Annotated in this window: 17 protein-coding genes; 6 read left to right on the forward strand and 11 right to left on the reverse strand. The window is 72.4% G+C overall.

Features of this window, described 5'->3' with window-relative positions:
• Nucleotides 1-27: 27 nt before the first annotated feature.
• A complete protein-coding gene (locus ACH4G3_RS30585) occupies nucleotides 28-945 on the reverse strand; it encodes an SDR family oxidoreductase (RefSeq protein ID WP_397627547.1) in 918 nt (305 codons plus the stop codon).
• A gap of 106 nt (nucleotides 946-1,051) precedes the next feature.
• Between ACH4G3_RS30585 and ACH4G3_RS30590 the strand changes: the two genes are divergently transcribed.
• On the forward strand, nucleotides 1,052-1,978 hold the full coding sequence (locus ACH4G3_RS30590; RefSeq protein WP_397627548.1) for a cyclase family protein: 927 nt from the start codon (nucleotides 1,052-1,054) through the stop codon (nucleotides 1,976-1,978).
• Nucleotides 1,979-2,494: 516 nt separating this feature from the next.
• On the opposite strand, the gene ACH4G3_RS30595 is transcribed toward ACH4G3_RS30590, so the two are convergent.
• The 4 genes from ACH4G3_RS30595 to ACH4G3_RS30610 form a co-directional block, all read right to left on the reverse strand.
• A complete protein-coding gene (locus tag ACH4G3_RS30595) occupies nucleotides 2,495-2,974 on the reverse strand; it encodes an ATP-binding protein (RefSeq protein WP_397627773.1) in 480 nt (159 codons plus the stop codon).
• A 443-nt stretch (nucleotides 2,975-3,417) separates the two neighbouring features.
• Complete coding sequence (locus ACH4G3_RS30600; protein ID WP_397627774.1) at nucleotides 3,418-4,299, reverse strand: acyl-CoA dehydrogenase family protein; 882 nt, start codon at nucleotides 4,297-4,299, stop codon at nucleotides 3,418-3,420.
• Nucleotides 4,300-4,301: 2 nt separating this feature from the next.
• Nucleotides 4,302-5,435, reverse strand: coding sequence for an acyl-CoA dehydrogenase family protein (locus tag ACH4G3_RS30605; protein WP_397627549.1), 1,134 nt, complete (start codon nucleotides 5,433-5,435; stop codon nucleotides 4,302-4,304).
• Nucleotides 5,435-6,631: an amidohydrolase family protein gene (locus ACH4G3_RS30610; RefSeq protein ID WP_397627550.1), complete on the reverse strand. Its 1,197-nt coding sequence runs from the start codon at nucleotides 6,629-6,631 to the stop codon at nucleotides 5,435-5,437. The genes ACH4G3_RS30605 and ACH4G3_RS30610 overlap by 1 nt, the downstream gene beginning before the upstream one ends.
• Before the next feature lie 90 nt (nucleotides 6,632-6,721).
• On the opposite strand from ACH4G3_RS30610, the gene ACH4G3_RS30615 reads away from it, so the two are divergent.
• On the forward strand, nucleotides 6,722-8,224 hold the full coding sequence (locus ACH4G3_RS30615; protein WP_397627551.1) for a class I adenylate-forming enzyme family protein: 1,503 nt from the start codon (nucleotides 6,722-6,724) through the stop codon (nucleotides 8,222-8,224).
• A gap of 12 nt (nucleotides 8,225-8,236) precedes the next feature.
• On the opposite strand, the gene ACH4G3_RS30620 is transcribed toward ACH4G3_RS30615, so the two are convergent.
• Both ACH4G3_RS30620 and ACH4G3_RS30625 read right to left on the reverse strand, forming a co-directional pair.
• Nucleotides 8,237-8,749 carry an EF-hand domain-containing protein gene (locus tag ACH4G3_RS30620; RefSeq protein ID WP_397627552.1) on the reverse strand — a complete coding sequence of 171 codons (513 nt, stop codon included), beginning with the start codon at nucleotides 8,747-8,749 and terminating at the stop codon, nucleotides 8,237-8,239.
• A gap of 168 nt (nucleotides 8,750-8,917) precedes the next feature.
• Nucleotides 8,918-9,298: an STAS domain-containing protein gene (locus tag ACH4G3_RS30625; RefSeq protein WP_020272191.1), complete on the reverse strand. Its 381-nt coding sequence runs from the start codon at nucleotides 9,296-9,298 to the stop codon at nucleotides 8,918-8,920.
• A gap of 361 nt (nucleotides 9,299-9,659) precedes the next feature.
• Between ACH4G3_RS30625 and ACH4G3_RS30630 the strand changes: the two genes are divergently transcribed.
• Entirely contained in the window at nucleotides 9,660-10,241 is a 582-nt protein-coding gene (locus tag ACH4G3_RS30630; RefSeq protein WP_397627553.1) for a sigma-70 family RNA polymerase sigma factor, read from the forward strand.
• Entirely contained in the window at nucleotides 10,223-11,503 is a 1,281-nt protein-coding gene (locus ACH4G3_RS30635) for a maleylpyruvate isomerase N-terminal domain-containing protein (protein ID WP_449657608.1), read from the forward strand. The genes ACH4G3_RS30630 and ACH4G3_RS30635 overlap by 19 nt, the downstream gene beginning before the upstream one ends.
• A 35-nt stretch (nucleotides 11,504-11,538) precedes the next feature.
• Here the strand turns inward: ACH4G3_RS30635 and purU are convergent, their stop codons facing one another.
• Nucleotides 11,539-12,420, reverse strand: a complete 882-nt coding sequence (purU, locus tag ACH4G3_RS30640) for a formyltetrahydrofolate deformylase (protein ID WP_397627555.1) — start codon at nucleotides 12,418-12,420, stop codon at nucleotides 11,539-11,541.
• Between the two features lie 46 nt (nucleotides 12,421-12,466).
• Nucleotides 12,467-12,967 carry an SCO4402 family protein gene (locus ACH4G3_RS30645; protein ID WP_397627556.1) on the reverse strand — a complete coding sequence of 167 codons (501 nt, stop codon included), beginning with the start codon at nucleotides 12,965-12,967 and terminating at the stop codon, nucleotides 12,467-12,469.
• Between the two features lie 117 nt (nucleotides 12,968-13,084).
• Here ACH4G3_RS30645 and ACH4G3_RS30650 point away from each other — a divergent pair, with 117 nt between their 5' ends.
• Nucleotides 13,085-14,398, forward strand: a complete 1,314-nt coding sequence (locus tag ACH4G3_RS30650) for an ABC transporter substrate-binding protein (protein ID WP_397627557.1) — start codon at nucleotides 13,085-13,087, stop codon at nucleotides 14,396-14,398.
• Nucleotides 14,399-14,435: 37 nt separating this feature from the next.
• Here ACH4G3_RS30650 and ACH4G3_RS30655 read toward each other — a convergent pair whose 3' ends face one another.
• A complete protein-coding gene (locus ACH4G3_RS30655) occupies nucleotides 14,436-15,935 on the reverse strand; it encodes a hypothetical protein (protein ID WP_397627775.1) in 1,500 nt (499 codons plus the stop codon).
• Between the two features lie 789 nt (nucleotides 15,936-16,724).
• Entirely contained in the window at nucleotides 16,725-18,110 is a 1,386-nt protein-coding gene (locus ACH4G3_RS30660) for an NsdA family TPR-like regulatory protein (RefSeq protein ID WP_397627558.1), read from the reverse strand.
• Nucleotides 18,111-18,416: 306 nt separating this feature from the next.
• On the opposite strand from ACH4G3_RS30660, the gene ACH4G3_RS30665 reads away from it, so the two are divergent.
• On the forward strand, nucleotides 18,417-19,079 hold the full coding sequence (locus ACH4G3_RS30665; protein ID WP_020276325.1) for a bifunctional DNA primase/polymerase: 663 nt from the start codon (nucleotides 18,417-18,419) through the stop codon (nucleotides 19,077-19,079).
• The last annotated feature ends 98 nt before the right edge of the window (nucleotides 19,080-19,177 follow it).

Genomic DNA, 19,177 nt, shown 5'->3' on the forward strand with positions numbered 1-19,177 from the left:
AGCCGCCACACCACACGCACCCCCGAGCTACTGGGCGTTCGGCCGCTCCCCCTCCCGAGCCGCCCTCTCCATCTCCCGCACCCGCTCCAGCATCGGCATCGGATCCACCCCCACCGACCCGGGCAACACCTCCGCGATCCGCTCCGGCGTCCACGCACCGCCCCCGGCGTACACGGCCCGCAGCTCCCGCGGCTGCGCCCACACGGCGATCTTGGCCCCGGCGACGGTGTACACCTGCCCGGTGATCCCCTGCCGGGAGGCCTCGTCGGACAGCAGATACACCACCAGCGCGGCAACCTCCTCCGGCTCCCCGATCTCCGCCAGTTCCATCGGCACACCGGCCGACATCCGCGTGCGCGCGACCGGCGCCACCGCGTTCGCGGTCACCCCGTACTTGTGCAGCCCCAGCGCGGCGCTCCGCACGAGCGAGATGACCCCGCCCTTGGCCGCGCTGTAGTTGGCCTGGGACACCGACCCCTGGTGGTTGCCGCTGGTGAAGCCGATCAGCGTGCCGGCGCGCTGCCCCCGCATCACCGCCGAGGCGGCCCGGAACACGGTGAACGTGCCCTTCAGGTGCGTCGCGACGACCGGGTCCCACTCCTCCTCGGTCATGTTGAACAGCATCCGCTCCCGGAGGATCCCCGCCACGCAGACCACCCCGTCGAGCCGCCCGTACGACGACAGCGCCACGTCGACGACCCGCTGCCCGCCCGCCATGGTGGAGATGTCGTCGGCGACGGCGACCGCGTCCCCGCCTGCCGCCTCGATCTCCTTGACCACGGCCTCGGCGACCGCACTGGTCGGGGAGGCGCCGTCGACCGCCACGCCGTAGTCGTTGACGACGACCTTCGCTCCCTCGGCCGCCGCCGCGAGCGCGACCGCCCGGCCGATGCCCCGGCCGGCGCCGGTGACGGCGACGACCTTGCCCGCCAAGAAGTTCCCCACGCCCGGCCCCTTCCCGTCCCACGGTTTCTGACGGACCGTTAGATTTCGCAGACCTCCAGATTCTACGACCCGTCAGATACGGGAACACAAGCCCCGGGGAGGACTCATGTCGCTGCCGGACGCGTTCCACGACATCGCCAAGCACGTGAACAACTGGGGCCGTTGGGGAGCCGCCGACGAGCTGGGCACGCTGAACCTGATCACCGACGAGGTCGTCCGGGAGGCCGCCGCGACGGTCCGCACCGGCCTCCGGATCCCGCTCGCACTGCCCCTCAGGCGCGACGGCGTCCAGACGGGGATGATCCCGGGGCGGATCGACCCGCTGCACGTCATGGTGCAGATCAACCAGGAGCTCTTCGGCCCGGGCACCGTCGCGTGCAGCGACGACGCCGTGACCATGGGCCTCCAGGCGGCCACCCACTGGGACGCGCTCCCCCACGTCTCGCACTCGGGCAGGCTCTACAACGGCCGCCCGGCGCACTCCGTCACCCCGCACGACGGCGCGGAGTTCAGCGGCATCGACAAGGTCCGGCACCTCGTCTCACGCGGAGTGCTGCTCGACGTCGCCCGGGCCCGGGGCACGGACCGGCTCGACGGCGAGTACGCGGTCACGCCCGAAGACCTGGACGCGGCCGAGGAGCTGGCCGGTACGCGCGTGCGGGCCGGCGACATCGTGCTCGTACGGACCGGGCAGGTCCAGCTCTGTCTGGCCGGGGACCGGCACGGGTACGCGTACCCGTCGCCGGGGTTGTCGATCCGGACGCCGGAGTGGTTCCACGCGCGCGATGTCGCGGCGGTCGCCAACGACACCCTCACCTTCGAGGTGTTCCCGCCCGAGGTCGAGGATCTGTGGCTGCCGGTGCACGCCCTCCACCTCGTGGAGATGGGGATGCCGCAGGGCCAGAACTGGAATCTCGAAAAGTTGTCCACAGCCTGTGGAGAAGCGGGCCGCTACGCGTTCCTGCTGGCGGCGACACCCGAGCCGTTCACGGGAGCGACCGGTTCTCCGGTGGCCCCCGTCGCCGTCCTGTAGGCCGGCACACCAGGACGGCACACCAGGCCGGTGGCCTGGCCGCCCCCCAAACCGCCGGCCAGGCCACCGCCTCCCACCACCTGAAGCTGGATGGCGGCGCCGCGCTGCTCGCCCCGAGCACCGCAGCGCGCGCCGCCACCCGACTCCGGCGCTCCCGCCCCGGCTCCCGTGGCCCTGACAGGGAGCCGACGCCGAATCACGACTCACACTCGCCGAGGGCCCCGTCGCAGGCCCTCGCCGTCCCCTCACGGCGAATCGCTGCCCACAAGCGTGAGCAAACGGTCACCACCCGTCAACACCCGTCCGGTGATTTGTTGCTTTTGCGGCCTTTACCATGGGCGCGCACGGAAGCACATCCCGGCGCATCGCCGCATGCCATGACGAAAACGGCGGACCCGCCGTGCGACCGTGCCCCGGCCCCGCCGCAACACCGCGCGGCATGTGCCGCCGTACACCACACCTCGTCCACCACGCGGTCGGCGGTCACGGAACAGGGCAACCCGAAGGGCCCTGGCCCTACACCGCCTCGTACGCCAGCCCCTCCACGGCGGCCCCGCCGCCGTACGCCACCGCGCCGCCCCCGCACCCCGACGTGACCTCGGGGGACTTCGAACACCGGTCCAGTTCGCACCAGATGCGCTTGCCGGTGCTCTCGACGCTCCAGCCCCAGCGGTCGGCGAGACCGTCGACGAGGGCGAGGCCCCGGCCGCCGGTAGCGTCGTCGTCCGCACACCGGGGCACGGGGGCCCGGCCGCTGCGGTCGGCGACCTCCAGCCGGACGGTGACCTCCTCCGTCACCGCGGGCGGCAGGGACAGCCGCAGTACGGCGGGCCGGCCGGTGTGCACCACGGCGTTGGTGACCAGCTCGGAGACGAGCAGGATCAGTGTCTCGGCGAGCGGCTCGTCGGCCTGTATGCCCGACCCGGCCAGGCGGGAGCGGGCCCACCGCCGGGCCCGCCCCACCTCTGCGGGGTCGGGCCGGATCTCCAGCTGCACTTGAAGCACCTGCACCGCTCACACCATCCGAACCGGCGGACACTTAGGCTCGCGCCTCACGAGGGCCACGATCGTAGCCATTTTCTGCATGGCCAGAACAACGGCCGGGACAAGGATCACGGAACGTGAATCCCTTGTGGGACAGCATGGTTGACGTACAGTCACCCCAACAAGCGCTTCGGGCATATTCCAGCGCGAAGGAGTACCCGTGCGGCATACTGTGCGACGCTCGCTGCGGGGAGTCGAACAGGCGGCGCCACGGGGCCGTACCGCGCTCAGAACCACTCGCATCTCACACAAGGTACCGGAGCCCGCAGCCGACTCCGGGCCGTGACGAGTCACTCCGAGGACACAAGCCGGTATCAACGCTCCGTGATCACGTGATGCCACGATCCGCGACATCTCCGCGGGCATCTTCGGTGACACCGCAGCCAGGCGGCCCGTCAGGCCGCTCCGGCCGCCAGAGCGGCCGCGAGAGCCTCCTCACTCTCCGTGACTCCACCCGCACGCTGGGTTCGAACCCATGCGCGTTTCAGATGGAGATGGACCTCGGACTCCCAGGTGAAGCCCATGCCGCCGTGCACCTGGAGACAGTCGCGGGCGCCGCGCACGGCGGCTTCGTCGGCGAGCAGCCGGGCGGCGGCGATGTCGACCGGGTCGGCGGTGACGGCCGCCGCGTACACCGCCGCGCGGGCCGTCTCCGACCGGACCAGCATCCCGGCGCACAGATGTGCCACCGCCTGGAAGCTCCCGACGGGCCGTCCGAACTGTTCGCGCGCCCGGGCGTGTTGCACCGCCAGTTCGCAGACGCGGGCGGCCGTGCCCAGCTGCTCGGCGGCGGTGAGGAGCACGGCCACGGGATCCGGTCGCGCCGCCGAGCCGCCGGGCACGCGATGCAGGGGCGTCAGCGGGTCGAGGGAGCGCATCGGTACGGCACCGGTGGTGTCACCGCGCACGACGTCGGCCTGGGCCGGCCACTCCACGAGCCCGCCGTCCACGGCCGCGACGACCGTCTCCCCGGTGGCGGCTCCCGGCACCGCACCGGCGGCGAGATGGGTGGCGGCCAACGGCCCCGGCAGCAGCACCCGCCCCGCCTCCTCGAACACCAACACCGCCTCCGGCAGCCCGAGTCCCACCCCGCCCTCCGCCTCAGGCAGCCGCAGTGCGAAGAACCCGGCGTCGCCGAGGGCCCGCCACAGCTCCCGGTCGAGCCGCGCGGGCCCCTCGGCGGCGGCCCGCAGTGCCGCCCCGTCGAAGTGCCGGGCCAGCAGCTGCCGCATGCCGTCCCGCAACGCCCGCTGGTCGTCCGTCAGCCGGAAGCGCACGGTCACCGTCCCTTCGGCAGGCCGAGGATCCGCTCGGCGATGATGCTGTGCTGGATCTGCGAGGTGCCGGCCGCGATGGTGTACGACAGGGAGGAGAGCCGGTCCCGCGTCCAGGGGCGGTCCAGGTCGAGGCAGTCGGCGCCCAGCACCTCGGCGGCGGCGTCGTAGAGCTCCTGGCGGGCGTGCGAGTACCGCAGCTTGAAGACCGAGCCTCCGACGCCCGGCACTCCGCCGGACGCCTGAGCCGCGCTCACGTTCCACTGCGTCAGCCGCCACAGCGCCCGGAACTCGGCGTTGAGCCTGCCCAGCCGGCGCCGCAGCACCGGGTCGTCCCAGCGGCCGTTCTCGCGGGCCTCGACCGCCAGTTCGCCCAGGACGCGGCGGCAGGCGACGACCTCGCCGGCGAAGGCCGTGCCGCGTTCGAAGGACAGCGTCACCATGGTCACGCGCCAGCCGTCGTTCTCGTCCCCGACCCGGTTCGCCACCGGCACCCGCACCTCGTCGAGGAAGACCTCGGCGAACTCGGCCGGCCCGGCGAGCGTGCGCAGGGGCCGTACGGTGATGCCGGGGGTGCCCATGGGCATGGCCAGCCAGGTGATGCCCCGGTGCTTGGGCGCCTCCGGGTCGGTGCGGACCAACAGCTCGCACCAGTCGGCGACTTCCGCGTGGGAGGTCCAGATCTTGGAGCCGGTCACCACGTAGGCGTCGCCGTCGCGCCACGCGCGCGTGCGCAGGGCCGCGAGGTCGGAGCCGGCGTCCGGTTCGCTGAAGCCCTGGCACCAGACCTCCTCGCCGCGCAGGATCGGCGGCAGCCAGCGCGCCCGCTGCTCGTCCGTGCCCTCGGCGGCGATCGTCGGCCCGGCGTGCAGCAGCCCCACGAAGTTGGCGCCCACATAGGGCGCGCCCGCCTGCTCGGTCTCCTCCAGGAAGATCAGCCGGGTGGCCGGGGAGGCGTCCCAGTGGACGCCGGCGTATCCGGCGTCGTGGAGCCTGCGCTGCCAGCCGAGGTCGTACGCCCGCCGCCCGGGCCAGTGGTCGGGGGACGGCTCGGGCGGGAGTCCGGGGAGCGTCTTCGCGAGCCATTCCCGCAGCCGGGCCCGGAACTCCTCCTCCTCGGGCGTGTCCGACAGGTCCATCAGCGGTCGAGGTCCAGGTCCAGCATCCGGATGGCGTTGCCCCGCATCAGCTTGTAGACCGTCTCGTCGTCGAGGCCCTGCACATGGTCGAGGGCGACCTCCTTGGTGTGCGGGAAGGTCGAGTCGACGTGCGGGTAGTCGGTCTCGAAGGTGGCGTTGTCGCGGCCGACGACGTCGATCGACGCCACTCCGTGCTTGTCGCGGAAGAAGCAGCAGAAGATCTGCCGGTAGTAGTACGTCGAGGGCGGCTCGGGGATCGTGTCGCGGACGCCGCCCCAGGCGCGGTGCTCCTCCCAGACGTCGTCGGCGCGCTCCAGGGCGTACGGGACCCAGCCCATCTGGCCCTCGGAGTAGGCGAGTTTGAGCTGCGGGAACCTCACCAGCACCCCGCTGAAGAGGAAGTCCATCATCGAGGCCATCGCGTTGTTGAAGCTGAGCGAGGCCTGGACGGCGGGCGGGGCGTCCGGGGAGGCGGCCGGCATCTGGGACGAGGACCCGATGTGCATGTTGACGACCGTCCCGGTCTCCTGGCAGACGGCGAAGAACGGGTCCCAGTAGCCGGAGTGGATGGACGGCAGCCCGAGGTGGGTGGGGATCTCGGAGAAGGTGACGGCCTTCACCCCGCGCGCGGCGTTGCGGCGGATCTCGGCGACCGCCAGCCCGACGTCCCACAGCGGGATCAGGCACAGCGGGATGAGCCGTCCGCCGCTGTCCCCGCACCACTCGTGAACCATCCAGTCGTTGTAGGCGCGCACGCAGGCCAGGGCGACCTCCTTGTCGTGCGCCTCGGCGAAGGTCTGGCCGCAGAACCTCGGGAAGCTCGGAAAGCAGAGGCTGGCCTCGACATGGTTGAGGTCCATGTCCTTCAGCCGCTCCTTGGGGTCCCAGCAGCCGGGCCGCATCTCCTGGCGGGTGATGCCCTCCAGGGTCATCTCGTCGCGGTCGAAGCCGACGGCGGCGATGTTGCGCTTGTACGGGAACTTCAGGTCCTCGTAGATCCACCAGTCGGTGGGCGGGCCGTCCGGGTCCATGGTGATCCGGTACTTGCCGCCGACGTAGGCGAGTTCACCGATCCCGGCGGTCAGCGCCCTGGGTCCGCGGTCGCGGTACTTGGCCGGCAGCCAGGTGTCGAAGAGGTGGGCGGGCTCGATCACGTGGTCGTCGACGCTGATGATGCGGGGCAGTTCGGTGGCCATGGGTCCCCTCCGCCGGACGGTACTTATCTGATGCAGCGTCAGATAGCATCCCACCTGACGACCCGTCAGCCAAGGAGCCAGGGGGCAGCCGTGAACGAGATCCCGCACGCCCTGAGTTCGTCCCGCACCCTGTGGGAGCTGGTCGCCCGCCGCGCCGCCCTCACCCCCGACCGCCCGCTGTTCCTCCAGGACGACCGCGTGCTCACCTTCGGCGCCCTGCGTACGCGCGCCGAGCGGGTCGCGGCCGGCCTCTACGGCATGGGTGTACGCCCCGGCACGGTGGTCGCCTGGCAGCTGCCCACCCGTATCGAGACGGCCCTGCTCTCCTTCGCGCTGGCCCGCCTCGGCGCCGTGCAGACCCCGGTGATCCCCTTCTACCGGTACCGCGAGGCCGGCTTCGCGCTGCGCGAGTCGAAGGCGGAGTTCTTCGCGGTGCCGGGCGAATGGCGGGGCTTCGACCACACGGAGATGGCCCGGCGGCTCGGCGCGAGGGGCGTCTTCGAGGCGTACGACGACCTGCCCGAGGGCGATCCGTCCGTGCTGCCTCCCCCGCCCTCCGACGGCACCGCGGTCCGCTGGATCTACTGGACGTCCGGCACGACCTCCGCCCCCAAGGGCGTGCTGCACACGGACCGTTCCCTGCTCGCCGGCGGCTCCTGCCTCGCGCACGCGCTGCGCCCCTCGGCGGACGACGTGGGGTCGATCGCCTTCCCGTACGCCCACATAGGCGGGCCCGACTACACGGTGATGCTGCTGCTGTACGGCTTCCCGGCGGTGCTGTTCGAGCAGTTCGTACTGCCGGACGCGCTGGAGGCGTACCGCACGCACGGGGTGACGATGGCGGGCGGGTCGACGGCGTTCTACTCGATGCTCCTGGCGGAGCAGCGGAAGCAGCCGGGGGTTCCGCTCGTCCCCTCACTGCGGCTGCTGGCGGGGGGCGGGGCGCCCAAGCCGCCGGAGCTGTACCACGCCGTCGTACGCGAGATGGGGGTGCAACTCACCCACGGCTACGGCATGACCGAGGTGCCGATGATCACCATGGGGTCGCCGGACGACACCCCCGAGCTCCTGGCCACGACCGAGGGGCGGCCGCCGGAGGGGATGGAGATACGGATCGTGGAGGGGGAGGTGCGGTTGCGCGGGGAGGCGGTGTGCCGGGGATATCTGGACCCGGGGCAGACGGCCGAGGCCTTCGACGAGGACGGGTTCCTGCGCACGGGCGACCTCGGACGGCTGACGGAGACCGGGCACCTCGTCCTCACCGGCCGGCTGAAGGACGTGATCATCCGCAAGGGCGAGAACATCTCGGCCCGGGAGATCGAGGACCTGCTGCACCGGCATCCGGCGGTCGGGGACGTGGCGGTGATCGGGCTGCCGGACGCGACGCGCGGGGAGCTGGTGTGCGCGGTGGTGGAACAGCCCCCGGGGGCCGAGGCCCTGACGCTCGCGGCCGCGACCGCCTTCCTGCGCGCCGAGGGAGTGTCCGTGCACAAGCTGCCGGAGCGGCTGGAGGTCGTGGACGCCCTTCCGCGGGGCGAGACCCTGCGGAAGGTGCTGAAGTACAAGCTGCGCGAGCGCTATTCGGGCACGTGAGGCCCGGTGCTGCTACTCCGGGACGGTGAAGTAGCGGGCGAAGGCGGGGACGACCTCGGCCTCGCCGACCTTGCCGTCACCGTCCGCGTCGAGCGTGGCGGCGGCCGGGCCGGCGATCTCCTCGGGGGCGCCGAGGCACTTCAGGACGCGGGCGGCCTCCTCGACCGTCGCCGCGCCGTCACCGTCGGTGTCGGCGACGTCCAGGGCCGCGTGCAGGAAGGGACGGGCGATCTCGGCGAACCGGTCGGGGTTGTCGCGCAGCCGCTTGACCGCGCCGTTGACGAACTCCTCGCGTGTGATGCGCTGGTCGCCGTCGCGGTCCGCTATCCCGGCCATCCCCTGCCAGAACGCCTCGGCGCCGATGTACAGCGCCTGCCCCTTGTCGGACCGGGCCGCCACGGCGAACTCCGTGAGCAGCGCCTTGGCCGCGCCGTAGAAGTCCTCGCGGTCGATGTAGCCGTTGCCGTCCTGGTCGAAGGTGGCGAACCGGGCGGCGATCCTGCGCTCGTACTCGCTGCTGACCATGTCTCTCTCGGGCCGCCTTACGTCGGGTGGGGTGCTTCTCGCTCGGAGCGTACGACGGAGGAGGCCGTTCGGGCGCGGGAAAACGTCGCTTGTGCCAAGACCGGGGGAATTCCGGGACAACAGCGTGTCGGAACGGCAACACTCGTCCTACCGTGCGTCACCGGCCGCTCACGCGGACAGGGGTTCGCCCTCGTCGCCCAGGGCCGCGTCCACATCGCCGTACACGTCGAACAGCCTGCGAACACCCAGCGCGCCGAGGACCCTGTTGACATGGGACCCGTCGGCCGCGCCCCGGGCGGGCAGCACCAGCCGAAGCCGGCCCTGGCAGGAGCGGATCAGCCGGCGGGCCGCGATGAGCACGCCGACACCGCTGGAATCGCAGAAGAACACCTCGGACAGGTCGAGGACAAGACAGTGGTGCCCCTCGGCCACCGCGTCGTGCACACGCTGACGCAGCACCGGCGACGTCACCAGATCCAGCTCGCCCGACACCTGGAGCACGGCCCATTCGCCCTGCTCGCCGCCGGTCACTTTGAAGGTCACCACCACGCCCTTCGATCGCCAAAACGGAAGCAGTCCCTACGCTTCCTTGCAGCGCGGCTGCCCAGCGGCCGTTCCCTGAAACACAACCCGAAAAACGGATCCCCCGGAGATGAGGCTTGTTTTAGTCGACTTCGATCCTGTTCGATCCTCTTCAGTCGGGTCTGATCAGAGGGTGGCTGGGTAGGCGCGACCCGACAACACCCGTCGCGAGCACAGGCGGTCCCCTACCACCTGCGGCCGGTCAGGGGGCGCACATTGCCACAAAGGGGCGTGCGCTACCGGACGTGCCGACTACATTCGGGGAGACGTCGGACACAGGCTGGACAGAGCACGGGCGCGGGACACGAGCAGGGGGTGAGGGGGCCGTATGGCGAAAAAGGACGTACCGCCTCGCTGGGACCGCAAGATGCAGCAGCGGCTCGCCCGCGGGGAGGCCGCCGCCCTCGGTGAGCTCTACGACCGGTTCGCCTCCCTCGTGCACGGCCTCGCCCACCGCGTACTCGGCGACGAGCGCGCCGCCGACGGCATCACACGCGAGGTCTTCGTCCACGTCTGGGAGCATCCGGACACCTACGACCCCAGACAGGGCCCGCTGCGCACCTGGGTCGCCACGCTGACCCACCGCCTGGCCGTGCAGCGCCTGCGCGCCACCGAGACCGCCGCGCTCGCCCGCGAGGGCTCCGGCACCCAGGAGGAACTGGAGCACAAGGTGCGCCGGGCCTCGGTCGCCGCCCGCGCCGACTACATCGTCCAGTCCATGCCGGTCCCGTTGCGCTCGGCCCTGGAGCGGGCCTACTTCCAGCGCCGCGACTACCGCCAGACCGCCACCGACCTCGGCATCACTGAGGACGAGGCCCGCCGCCGCCTGCGTCTGGGCCTGCAACTGCTGTCCACCGCCCACGAATCCGAGGCACCCGGCGCTCCGCCCGGATACGGGGGTGCGGTGTGAACGGGCCGGACCGGTTCGAGGCCTACGACGACGAGGAACCGGGGCGCCCGCCGCGGATCCCCGTGCCGCGGGCCTCCGTCGAGGACAGCGGGCTGCCGTTGCCCGCAGTGGAGGAGCCCGGTGACGCGACGGAGCCGCCGCCCGTACGCCCCGTGTTCGAGCATCCCGTGCTGAAGGCCCTGCTCGGGGCCTGGGCGCTGGCCGCGTGCTCGGCGGAGGAGGCCACGGCCGTCGAGGAGCACCTCGGCGAGTGCGGGGCGTGTGCCGACGAGGCCCGGCGGCTGCGCGAGGCGGTCGAGCTGCTGCAGCGCCCCGACAGCCTCGACCTGGACCCGGGCCTGCGCACCCGGGTCCTGGAGTCCTGCCTGGAACGCCGCCCGCCGCGCATCCCGGTACCGGACTGGGCCGCCGCGTACGACACCGAGACCGCGCGCCTGGACGCCCTGCTCCAGGACTTCGGCGACGCCGAGTGGCACGCGCCGGTACGGCTGCGCTGGTTCCGGGGCGACGAGGCCACGAGCCGCCGTACCACCGTCGCCGGCGTCATCGCGCACCTGCTCAGCGTGGACGGCCTGGTCGCGGTCGCGCTGGGCCTCGACGACCCGCTGGGCGACGTCAGGTCCCGGCAGCCGACCCCGGCCGCCCGCACCGAGGCGTACTGGAGCGCCTCCCACTTCCCGCCCACCCGTGCCGTGCGGGCGCCCTGGCGGGAGCAGAGCCACAACCTCGTCCGCACGGTGTCCTTCACGGGCAGCGGCGTCGGCGGGCTGCCGGTGCCGTACGGCGACTTCGCGCTGCCCCTGCACGACGCGATGCTCGACCGGGCCTTCGAGTGCTGGGTGCACGCGGAGGACATCGCGGACGCGGTCGACTACCCGTACGACCCGCCCTCCCCACGCCATCTGCACCGGATGATCGACCTGGCCGCCCGCATGCTGCCCGACGCCCTGGCCGAACGCCGCCGGGGCGGCCTGGCCGCACCCGCCCACCACCGCCATCTCGTGGCGGCGGGCGAACCGGGCCGCAGCCTCCGCCTGGAGATCGAGGGCTCGGGCGGCGGCGAGTGGCTGATCCCCCTGGACTCCCCCGCCGCGAAGGGCTCCGCCGAACACGAGGTGGCCCACGTGGCCCTGGACGGCGTCGAGTTCTGCCGCCTGGCAGCGGGCCACGTACCCCCGCAGGAGGCGGCGGCGGGCCAGGTGGGAGACAGACAGGCGATCAGGGATGTCCTGTTCGCGGCGGCGTCACTGAGCAGGATGTAGAACCCGGCCGCGGGGGGGGGGAACGCCCCGAGCTCCTAGGCGAAGATCACAGTCCGCCGCCCGTTGAGCAGGATCCTCCGCTCGGCATGCCACTTCACGGCCCGGGCCAGCGCCTGGCACTCCACGTCCCGCCCGATCGCGACGAGCCCCTCCGGCGTCACGTCGTGCCCCACCCGCTCGACCTCCTGCTCGATGATCGGCCCCTCGTCGAGATCAGCCGTCACATAGTGAGCGGTCGCCCCGATCAGCTTCACACCCCGGGCGTGCGCCTGGTGATACGGCTTCGCGCCCTTGAAGCTCGGCAGGAACGAGTGGTGGATGTTGATGATCCCCCCGGCGAGCGCCTTGCACAGGTCGTCCGACAGCACCTGCATGTACCGCGCGAGAACGACCAGCTCGACACCCTCCTCCCGCACGATGCCGAGCAGCCGGGCCTCTGCCTCCGGCTTCGTGTCCTTCGTCACCGGGATGTGGTGGAAGGGGATGTTGTAGGAGCCCACCAGCTCCTCAAAGTCCGTGTGGTTGGACACCACACCGGCGATGTCCACCGGCAACGCCCCGGTCCGCGCCCGGAACAGCAGATCGTTCAGGCAGTGCCCGAACCTGCTGACCATCAGCAGGATGCGCATCTTCTCGTCGGCCCGGTTGATCTGCCAGTCCATCTGGAAGGAGTCACCGATCGCCGCGAAGCTGGCCCGCAGCTTGTCCAGGCTCACCGGCGCCTCGGCCGAGAAGTGGACCCGCATGAAGAACAGTCCCGTGTCGTGGTCGCCGAACTGCTGGCTGTCCTCGATGTTGCAGCCGGTCATGAACAGATAGCTCGACACGGCGTGCACGATGCCCTTCCTGTCCGGACAGGAGAGGGTGAGGACGTACTGGTCGGCCGGGGCCGCGGCGCTGGTGGACTGCTCGTTCATGCAGGACAGGTTCCCACAAGGAACCAGACCACCGGCAATCGTCCCGCTACGCGGACCTCGTCATGATCCGCAGCACCTCCAGGCTGCGCGGCGGCGCGTCCGGCTCGTCGCCGTCGCTGGTGGCCAGCCGGACGTGCGCGTCCCGGGCCGCCCGGACCGCCTCCGGCCACGCCTGGTGCTCCAGGTACGCGGCGACCGGCGCGTCCGGCCCGACCTGGTGCATGATCCGCAGCACCCGCAGCACGGCCGTGTCGACGAGAGCCGCCTCCTGCGAGTCACGGAAGATCGTGCCGACGTACTTCTCGGCGGACCAGTGGTCCAGCCAGGTGTCCTCGACCAGCCGGTACACCGCGTCGGTCACGTCGCCGTAGCCGTCCACGCCGGCCAGCCAGACGTCCCGCTGGAACCCGGGATCGGAGAGCATGTGCAGCGCCGAGCGCACGTTGCTGCGCCAGCGCCACCACGGCATGTCATTGACAGGCATGCCGCCCATGGTGGATGAGCGACGGCCACGACGGGAAGAGTTCTCCGAAGCTTGCACGGTCATCGATCGTACGTTCCCCTTCACATCGGTCACACCGACCCCTGCAATTCACCTGTGCGTCACCGATCGTTGACCGGAGATCACTCCCGGGTTAGCCGTGTGGCGGAATCGTGCAGAGCCATGACCGGCAGGCGACGCAACCGCAGCACATTCCTCCCCGGCCTCCTCACCCGTCACGCCAGAACCGGCGTCCTCTCCGCGGGCACGGCGGTCGCGTGCGCGTCGCTCCTCGCCGGCTGCGGGGTCGTCCCCGGCACCACGGGGGATGCCGGGGACGGCCCGATCACCGTCATGACCTGGGCGCCGCAGGACACCAAGGCCACCAACAAGCCCGGCATGCCCGCCTTCGCCCGCGCCTACGCCCGCTGGGTCAACGGCAACGGCGGGATCAACGGCCGCAAGCTCAACGTGCTGACCTGCAACGACCACAACGACAGCGTGGCCGCCGCCAAGTGCGCCCGGCGGGCCGCCAAGGAGAACGTCGTCGCGGTCATAGGATCCTACAGCCAGTACGCCGACTCCTACTTCCCGTCCCTGGAGGGCGCCGGCATCCCGTACATCGGCGGCTACGGCATCACCAACGCCGAGTTCACCAGCCCGCTGTCCTACCCCGTCAACGGCGGCCAGCCCGCGCTGCTCGCCGGGCTCGGCAACGCGCTCGCCGGCGACTGCGGGCCCGTCGCGCTGATCCGGCCCGACACCATCACGGGTGACCAGCTGCCCCCGCTGCTCGACTCCGGCCTGAAGGCGGGCGGGCACGAGCCCGCGCGGGACCAGCGGGCGGCGGAGGACGCCACCGAGTACGACGGCCAGGCCGAGCGGGCCCTGGAGACGACGACCACCGACCCGGCGGACCGGGGGTGTGTGGTGCCCGCGCTCGGCGACCGCAACGGCACCTTCATGGACTCCTTCCGCCGGGCCCGCGAGGACTATCCCGACGTACGGACGGCCACCGTGCTCGGCAGCGTCGACCAGACGGTGATCGACGCGACCGGCGGGGCGTCGGGGCCGTACGAGGGCTCGTACATCACCGGCTGGTACCCGGTGGCGAGCGATCCCCGCTGGGACGCGATGAAGCGGGTGATCAAGGAGGAGGCCTTCGACGACAACCGCATCGACGCCGCGGACGCCGGAGTGCAGACCACCTGGATCGCCTACACCGTGTTCCACAAGATCGTCGAGTCGCTCGGTGACGGCGAGGTGTCCGCCGACACGGTCACGGAGGCCCTCGACGACGGCCTCAGGGTCAGCACGGGCGGGCTCACGCCGACGCTGCACTGGCAGTTCCAGGACAAGCTCGCCGCCGTCGGCTTCCCGCGCCTGGTCAATGCGAACGTGACCCTTCAGGTGGTGCGGAAGGGACGGCTGGTGTCGGCGCGGAAGGGCTTCGTCGACACGACGAAGACCCTTCAGAACGCCGACGTGAACTACTGAGCCCGGGCCCGGCGGTTCACGCCCGGACCCGAGCACCTCACAGCTGCGTCGGCCCGCGCTCGGTCAGGCCGTACTTCTTCGCGATGCCGTTCCACAGCTGGGCCGCCTTGGTCTTCTCGGCGCTCGCGACACCGCTGGCCCGGTTGCCGGCCTGCGTCTGGCCGGTGACACGGGCCTGGCCCTTCCTGCAGCCCTTCTTGCCCGCGGTCTGGTCCGCCCAGGCCGCGTAGTGGTCGTCGGCCGAGGCGGAGGCCTGCCATGCCTTGGTGAGGGCGGTGGTCAGCGCGGCGTGGTCGGGCAGCTTGTCGACGGTGATGCCGGAGAGCCGGGTGACCAGCTGGTTGCGCTGCTTGGCCGCGTCGCGCAGGTCCTTGGCGGCCTGGGCGAGGTTGTCGCAGCCCTTGACGTCGGCCACCGCGTTGATCACGGTGCTGCGGCTGTTGCCGCTGTCGGCGAGCAGCTTGTCCAGCTCGACCGCCTGCGCGCGGGCCGGGTCGGCGGACGGCGAGGCGGAACCGTCCCCTGCGGGCGCAGAGGCGGCCACGGTCTTGTTGTTGTCGCCGCCGTCGTCACCGCCTCCGCCGCCGGCGAGCAGCGCGCCGGCCCCGACGCCGAGGACGGCGATGCCGATGCCGACGGCCGCGATGACCGGCACGCGCGAGCCGGTACGGCCCCCGCGGCCGGACCGGCCGTCGGACTGGCCGCCGCCGGGCGGGGCGTAGGAGGGCTGGGGGTGGGACTGGGGCTGCTCGAAGCGGGGCAGCTGCTGGGTGGCCCCGGCCGGGCTCTCGGCGCCGGGCTCGCTGCGGAAGAGGTTCTCGAACCCGGCGGGCGGCTGCTGGCCCCCGCCGGGCACCGGCGCGATGTACTGCGTCGCCTCGGCGTCCGGGTTCGAGGCGGGCGGCAACGGCCCGGTCCCCAGGAACCGCGTCGCCTCGGAGTCCTGCTCGGCGGGCATCTCGGGCGGCAGCGCACCGGGGCCCACCGGGGGTATGTACTGTGTCGTCCCTTCGTCGGCCGGGGTGGCCGCGACCGGCGGCAGATACTGGGTCGCCCCCTCGTCGGCGGCCGGGGGCAGGGGGGCGCGCCCGGCAGCGGGGCCGTGTCCGCCGGAGCCCGGCGCCTGCGGGCCACCGGCGGCGGACCCGTACGCGTCGGTCTGCCGGGGCAGCTGCCCACCGGCAGGCCCCGTCCCGTACGCGTCGGACTGCTGCGCCTGCTGACCCCCGGCAGGCCCGTACGCACCGGAGGCCGGAGGCAGGGCGCCCCCGGTGGCAGCCCCGTAGGCGTCGGACCGCTGAGGCTGCTGCCCACCGGCGGATCCGGTCCCGTAGGCGTCCGACTGCTGGGGCAGCTGACCGCCAGCCGACCCGGTCCCGTACGCGTCGGACCGCTGCGGCTGCTGACCCCCGGCAGGCCCGTACGCGCCGGAGGCCGGAGGCAGGGCGCCCCCGGCGGCAGACCCGTAGGCGTCGGACCGCTGCGGCTGCTGCCCACCGGCGGATCCGGTCCCGTAGACGTCGGACTGCTGGGGCAGCTGGCCCCCGGCCGACCCGGTCCCGTACGCGTCGGACCGCTGGGGCTGCTGACCGGCGGGGCCGGGGCCGTATCCGCCGGGCCCCTGCGGGCCCGCCGGCCCGGCAGGGGAGTTGTACGCGTCCGCGCCCTGCGGGTGCGAACCACCCGCGCCGGCGGGTCCGTACGTGCCGGAGGGCGCGCCTCCGGTGGGTGGCCCGTACGCGTCGGACTGCTGCGGCTGCTGTCCGCCCGGGCCCTCCGGAGGCAGCGGGGCTCCGCCCGCGGGGGCGCCGTAGGAGCCGGCGTACGGGTTCGGGGGCTGGGTGCCCTCAGGGGGCAGCGCGCCCTGGCCCGGTGTGCCGGGGGCGGGGTGCTGGGCGTCCCAGGCCGGTGGCTCCGTCCACTGCTGGGCCGGTGGGGACTGCCAGCTCTGGCCCGGTTGCGCGGGCGGGGTCTGCTGGTCGGGGCCCCACGGCTGGCCCCAGGTCTGGCCCCCGGCGGGGGCGGAGGCCTGGGTCTGGCCGGTCGGGGGCGGGCCGGACCGGCGGCCGGCGGGCGCGTCACCGGGTCCGCCCGTCATGCCCGGCAGCAGGGGTTCGCCACCGTCGGAGGGCAGCACGATGCCTTCGCGCGCGGGGCGCGCCGAGGGCTCCTCGCCCTGTCCACTCTGCGTCACCGGGACTCCTACTTATGGGGGACCTTGTGAATCGTCGGGTCACGCTACCGGGTCCCCTGAGCCCCGTGCCACGCAGCACAGGACGTGACCTCCTGCCCTGTGAGCGCGGTAACAAAACCGGATCACAACTCGTCACGCCGCCGCCTGAAGGTCCAGCCGCGCCCCGAACTCCCTGACCACCGCCTCCTCCCGGTACGGCTCCAGCCGCTGCTGGAAGTCCTCCAGGTACTCGGCGCCCCGGTTGGAGCGCAGCCCCTCCAGCATTTCGACGGCCTTCATGCCCGTACTGCACGCCTCTTCGATCTCGCGCTGCTGCACCTGGGCCGTGGCCAACAGCACATAACCGATGGCCCGTCGGCGGGCCCGCGTCCCGGGATGCCCAGCCAAGGACTCCTGCGCGCACCGCGCCGCCGCCTCGGCCTGCCCCAGATCCCGGTGGCAGTGGGCCAACTCGTCCGCGAGGTAGGCCTCGTCGAAGTGCGCGATCCACGCCGGATCGTCCCCGGCGGCCGGGTCGGCCGCCTCCAGGGCGCTCACCGCGCGCCCGGCGCAGGACTGGGCGGCGCGCGCGTCGCCCATCAGGGCGTGCCCGCGCGCCTCCGCCGCAAGGAACATCGACTCCGCACGCGGCGTCACGCGCCCCCGCGCCCCCTCTTGCGCCGCCCGCGCCAACTGCGCGATCTCCCGCGGGTTCCCGAGCTGCGCGGCGAGATGGCTCATGGAGGCGGCGAGCACGTACCCGCCGTAGCCGCGGTCCCCGGCCGCCTGGGCGAGCCGCAGGGCCTGGATGTAGTAGCGCTGGGCCAGACCTGGCTGCCCGGTGTCCACGGCCATGTACCCGGCGAGTTCGGTCAGCCGGGCCACCGCGGCGAACAGGTCCCGCCCGACCGCCTCCCGGTACGACCCCGCCAGCAGCCCCGAGACGACACTGTTGAGGTAGTGCACGACGACCGGCCGCACATGCCCGCTGCCGTACTGGTGGTCGAGGTCCACCAGAGCCTGCGTCATGGCCCGCACCGCCTGCACGTCGGACTGCCCGACCCGTGGCCCGGCCGAGCGCGCCACCTGGCCGTCGGGTGCGGAGATCAGCCAGTCACGGCTGGGCTCGACCAGCGCGGACGCGGCGACGGAGGAGCCGGACAGGAAGTCCCGCCGCCCCACGTCACTGCGCCACAGCTCGCAGACCTGCTCGATGGCCCCCAGTACCGTCGGCGAGAACTGGAGACCCACGCCCGAGGCGAGGTTCTTGCCGTTGGCCATGCCGATCTCGTCGATCGTGACCGTACGGCCGAGCTTGCGGCCGAGCGCCTCGGCGATGATCGCCGGTGCCCGTCCCCGCGGCTGCTGCCCGCGCAGCCAGCGCGCCACCGACGTCTTGTCGTAGCGCAGGTCGAGGCCGTGCTCCGCACCGCACATGTTGACCCGGCGGGCGAGGCCCGCGTTGGAGCATCCGGCTTCCTGGATGAGCGCCTGGAGCCGTTCGTTCGGCTGCCTGGCGACGAGCGGCCTTGCGGCCATGGCGTACCCCCTGTGGCTGCGGTGCCTGCCCACGCACCGAGTTGACGTGTCTTCCGCGGCCGTGCCCCTCGCGTCCCGGCGAAAAGATCCGGCCGTGAAGATCAATGCCCCGCCGACCAGGCGAAAATGCGAGGCATGTGAGGATTGCCGGGGTAACGGCTGTTGCCGGCCCCACTCGTGGCTACCCAGCTCCGGCCACGGATCCTCCTGCGCGCCCCCGCACATGCACCCATGCGCCCCGACGGCGGGGGCGGTGCTCCTCCCCGCGCACGCGGGCGGGCGTAACCCCTGGTGACGACCAGAGTTGTGTTCATCGTGGAAGAGACGATCGCCGGCACCGAAGCCGCTCAGATCCCGAAGCAGCGCGGGGAATCGCTGCTGGAGACCGCTGTCCGCTACGCCGAGGAGCGCCACTGGGACGTGTTCCCCGGCACCTGGCTGGAAGCCGCCGACGGTGCTCAGCGCTGCTCCTGCGGTGACGCCGCGTGCCCGGCACCCGGGTCGCACCCGGCGCGCCCGGACTGGGAGTCGCAGGCGACGGGCAGCGCGACCGTCGCGCGGCGGATGTGGCAGAAGCAGCCGACGGCGTCGATCCTGCTGCCGACGGGGCGGACGTTCGACGCGATCTCCGTGCCGGAGACGGCCGGGTTTCTCGCGCTGGCGCGGATGGAGCGGATGGAGCTGACGCTGGGGCCGGTGACGCTCACGCCGGATCGGCGGATGGAGTTCTTCGTGCTGCCGGGGGCGTCGGTGAAGGTGCCTGATCTGGTGCGGAAGCTGGGGTGGTCGTTGTCGTCGCTGGATCTGGCCGTGCTGGGGGAAGGGGCGTACGTGGCTGCGCCGCCCACGCGGTTCGGGTCCCGGGGGGCTGTGCAGTGGGCCTGCCGGCCTACGCCCGCGAATCGGTGGCTGCCGGATGCGGAGGAGTTGATCTCGCCGTTGGCCTATGCGTGCGGGCGGGATCGGTAAGCGCCCCTTCGTCTGCCTGGTCCGTGTTCGTCAGCGGGTGCGGGTCGTTCGTGGTTGCTCGCGCAGTTCCCCGCGCCCCTTTTAGGAACGCTTCTCCA

This window comes from Streptomyces afghaniensis (genome assembly GCF_044327915.1).
GTDB lineage: Bacteria > Actinomycetota > Actinomycetes > Streptomycetales > Streptomycetaceae > Streptomyces > Streptomyces afghaniensis.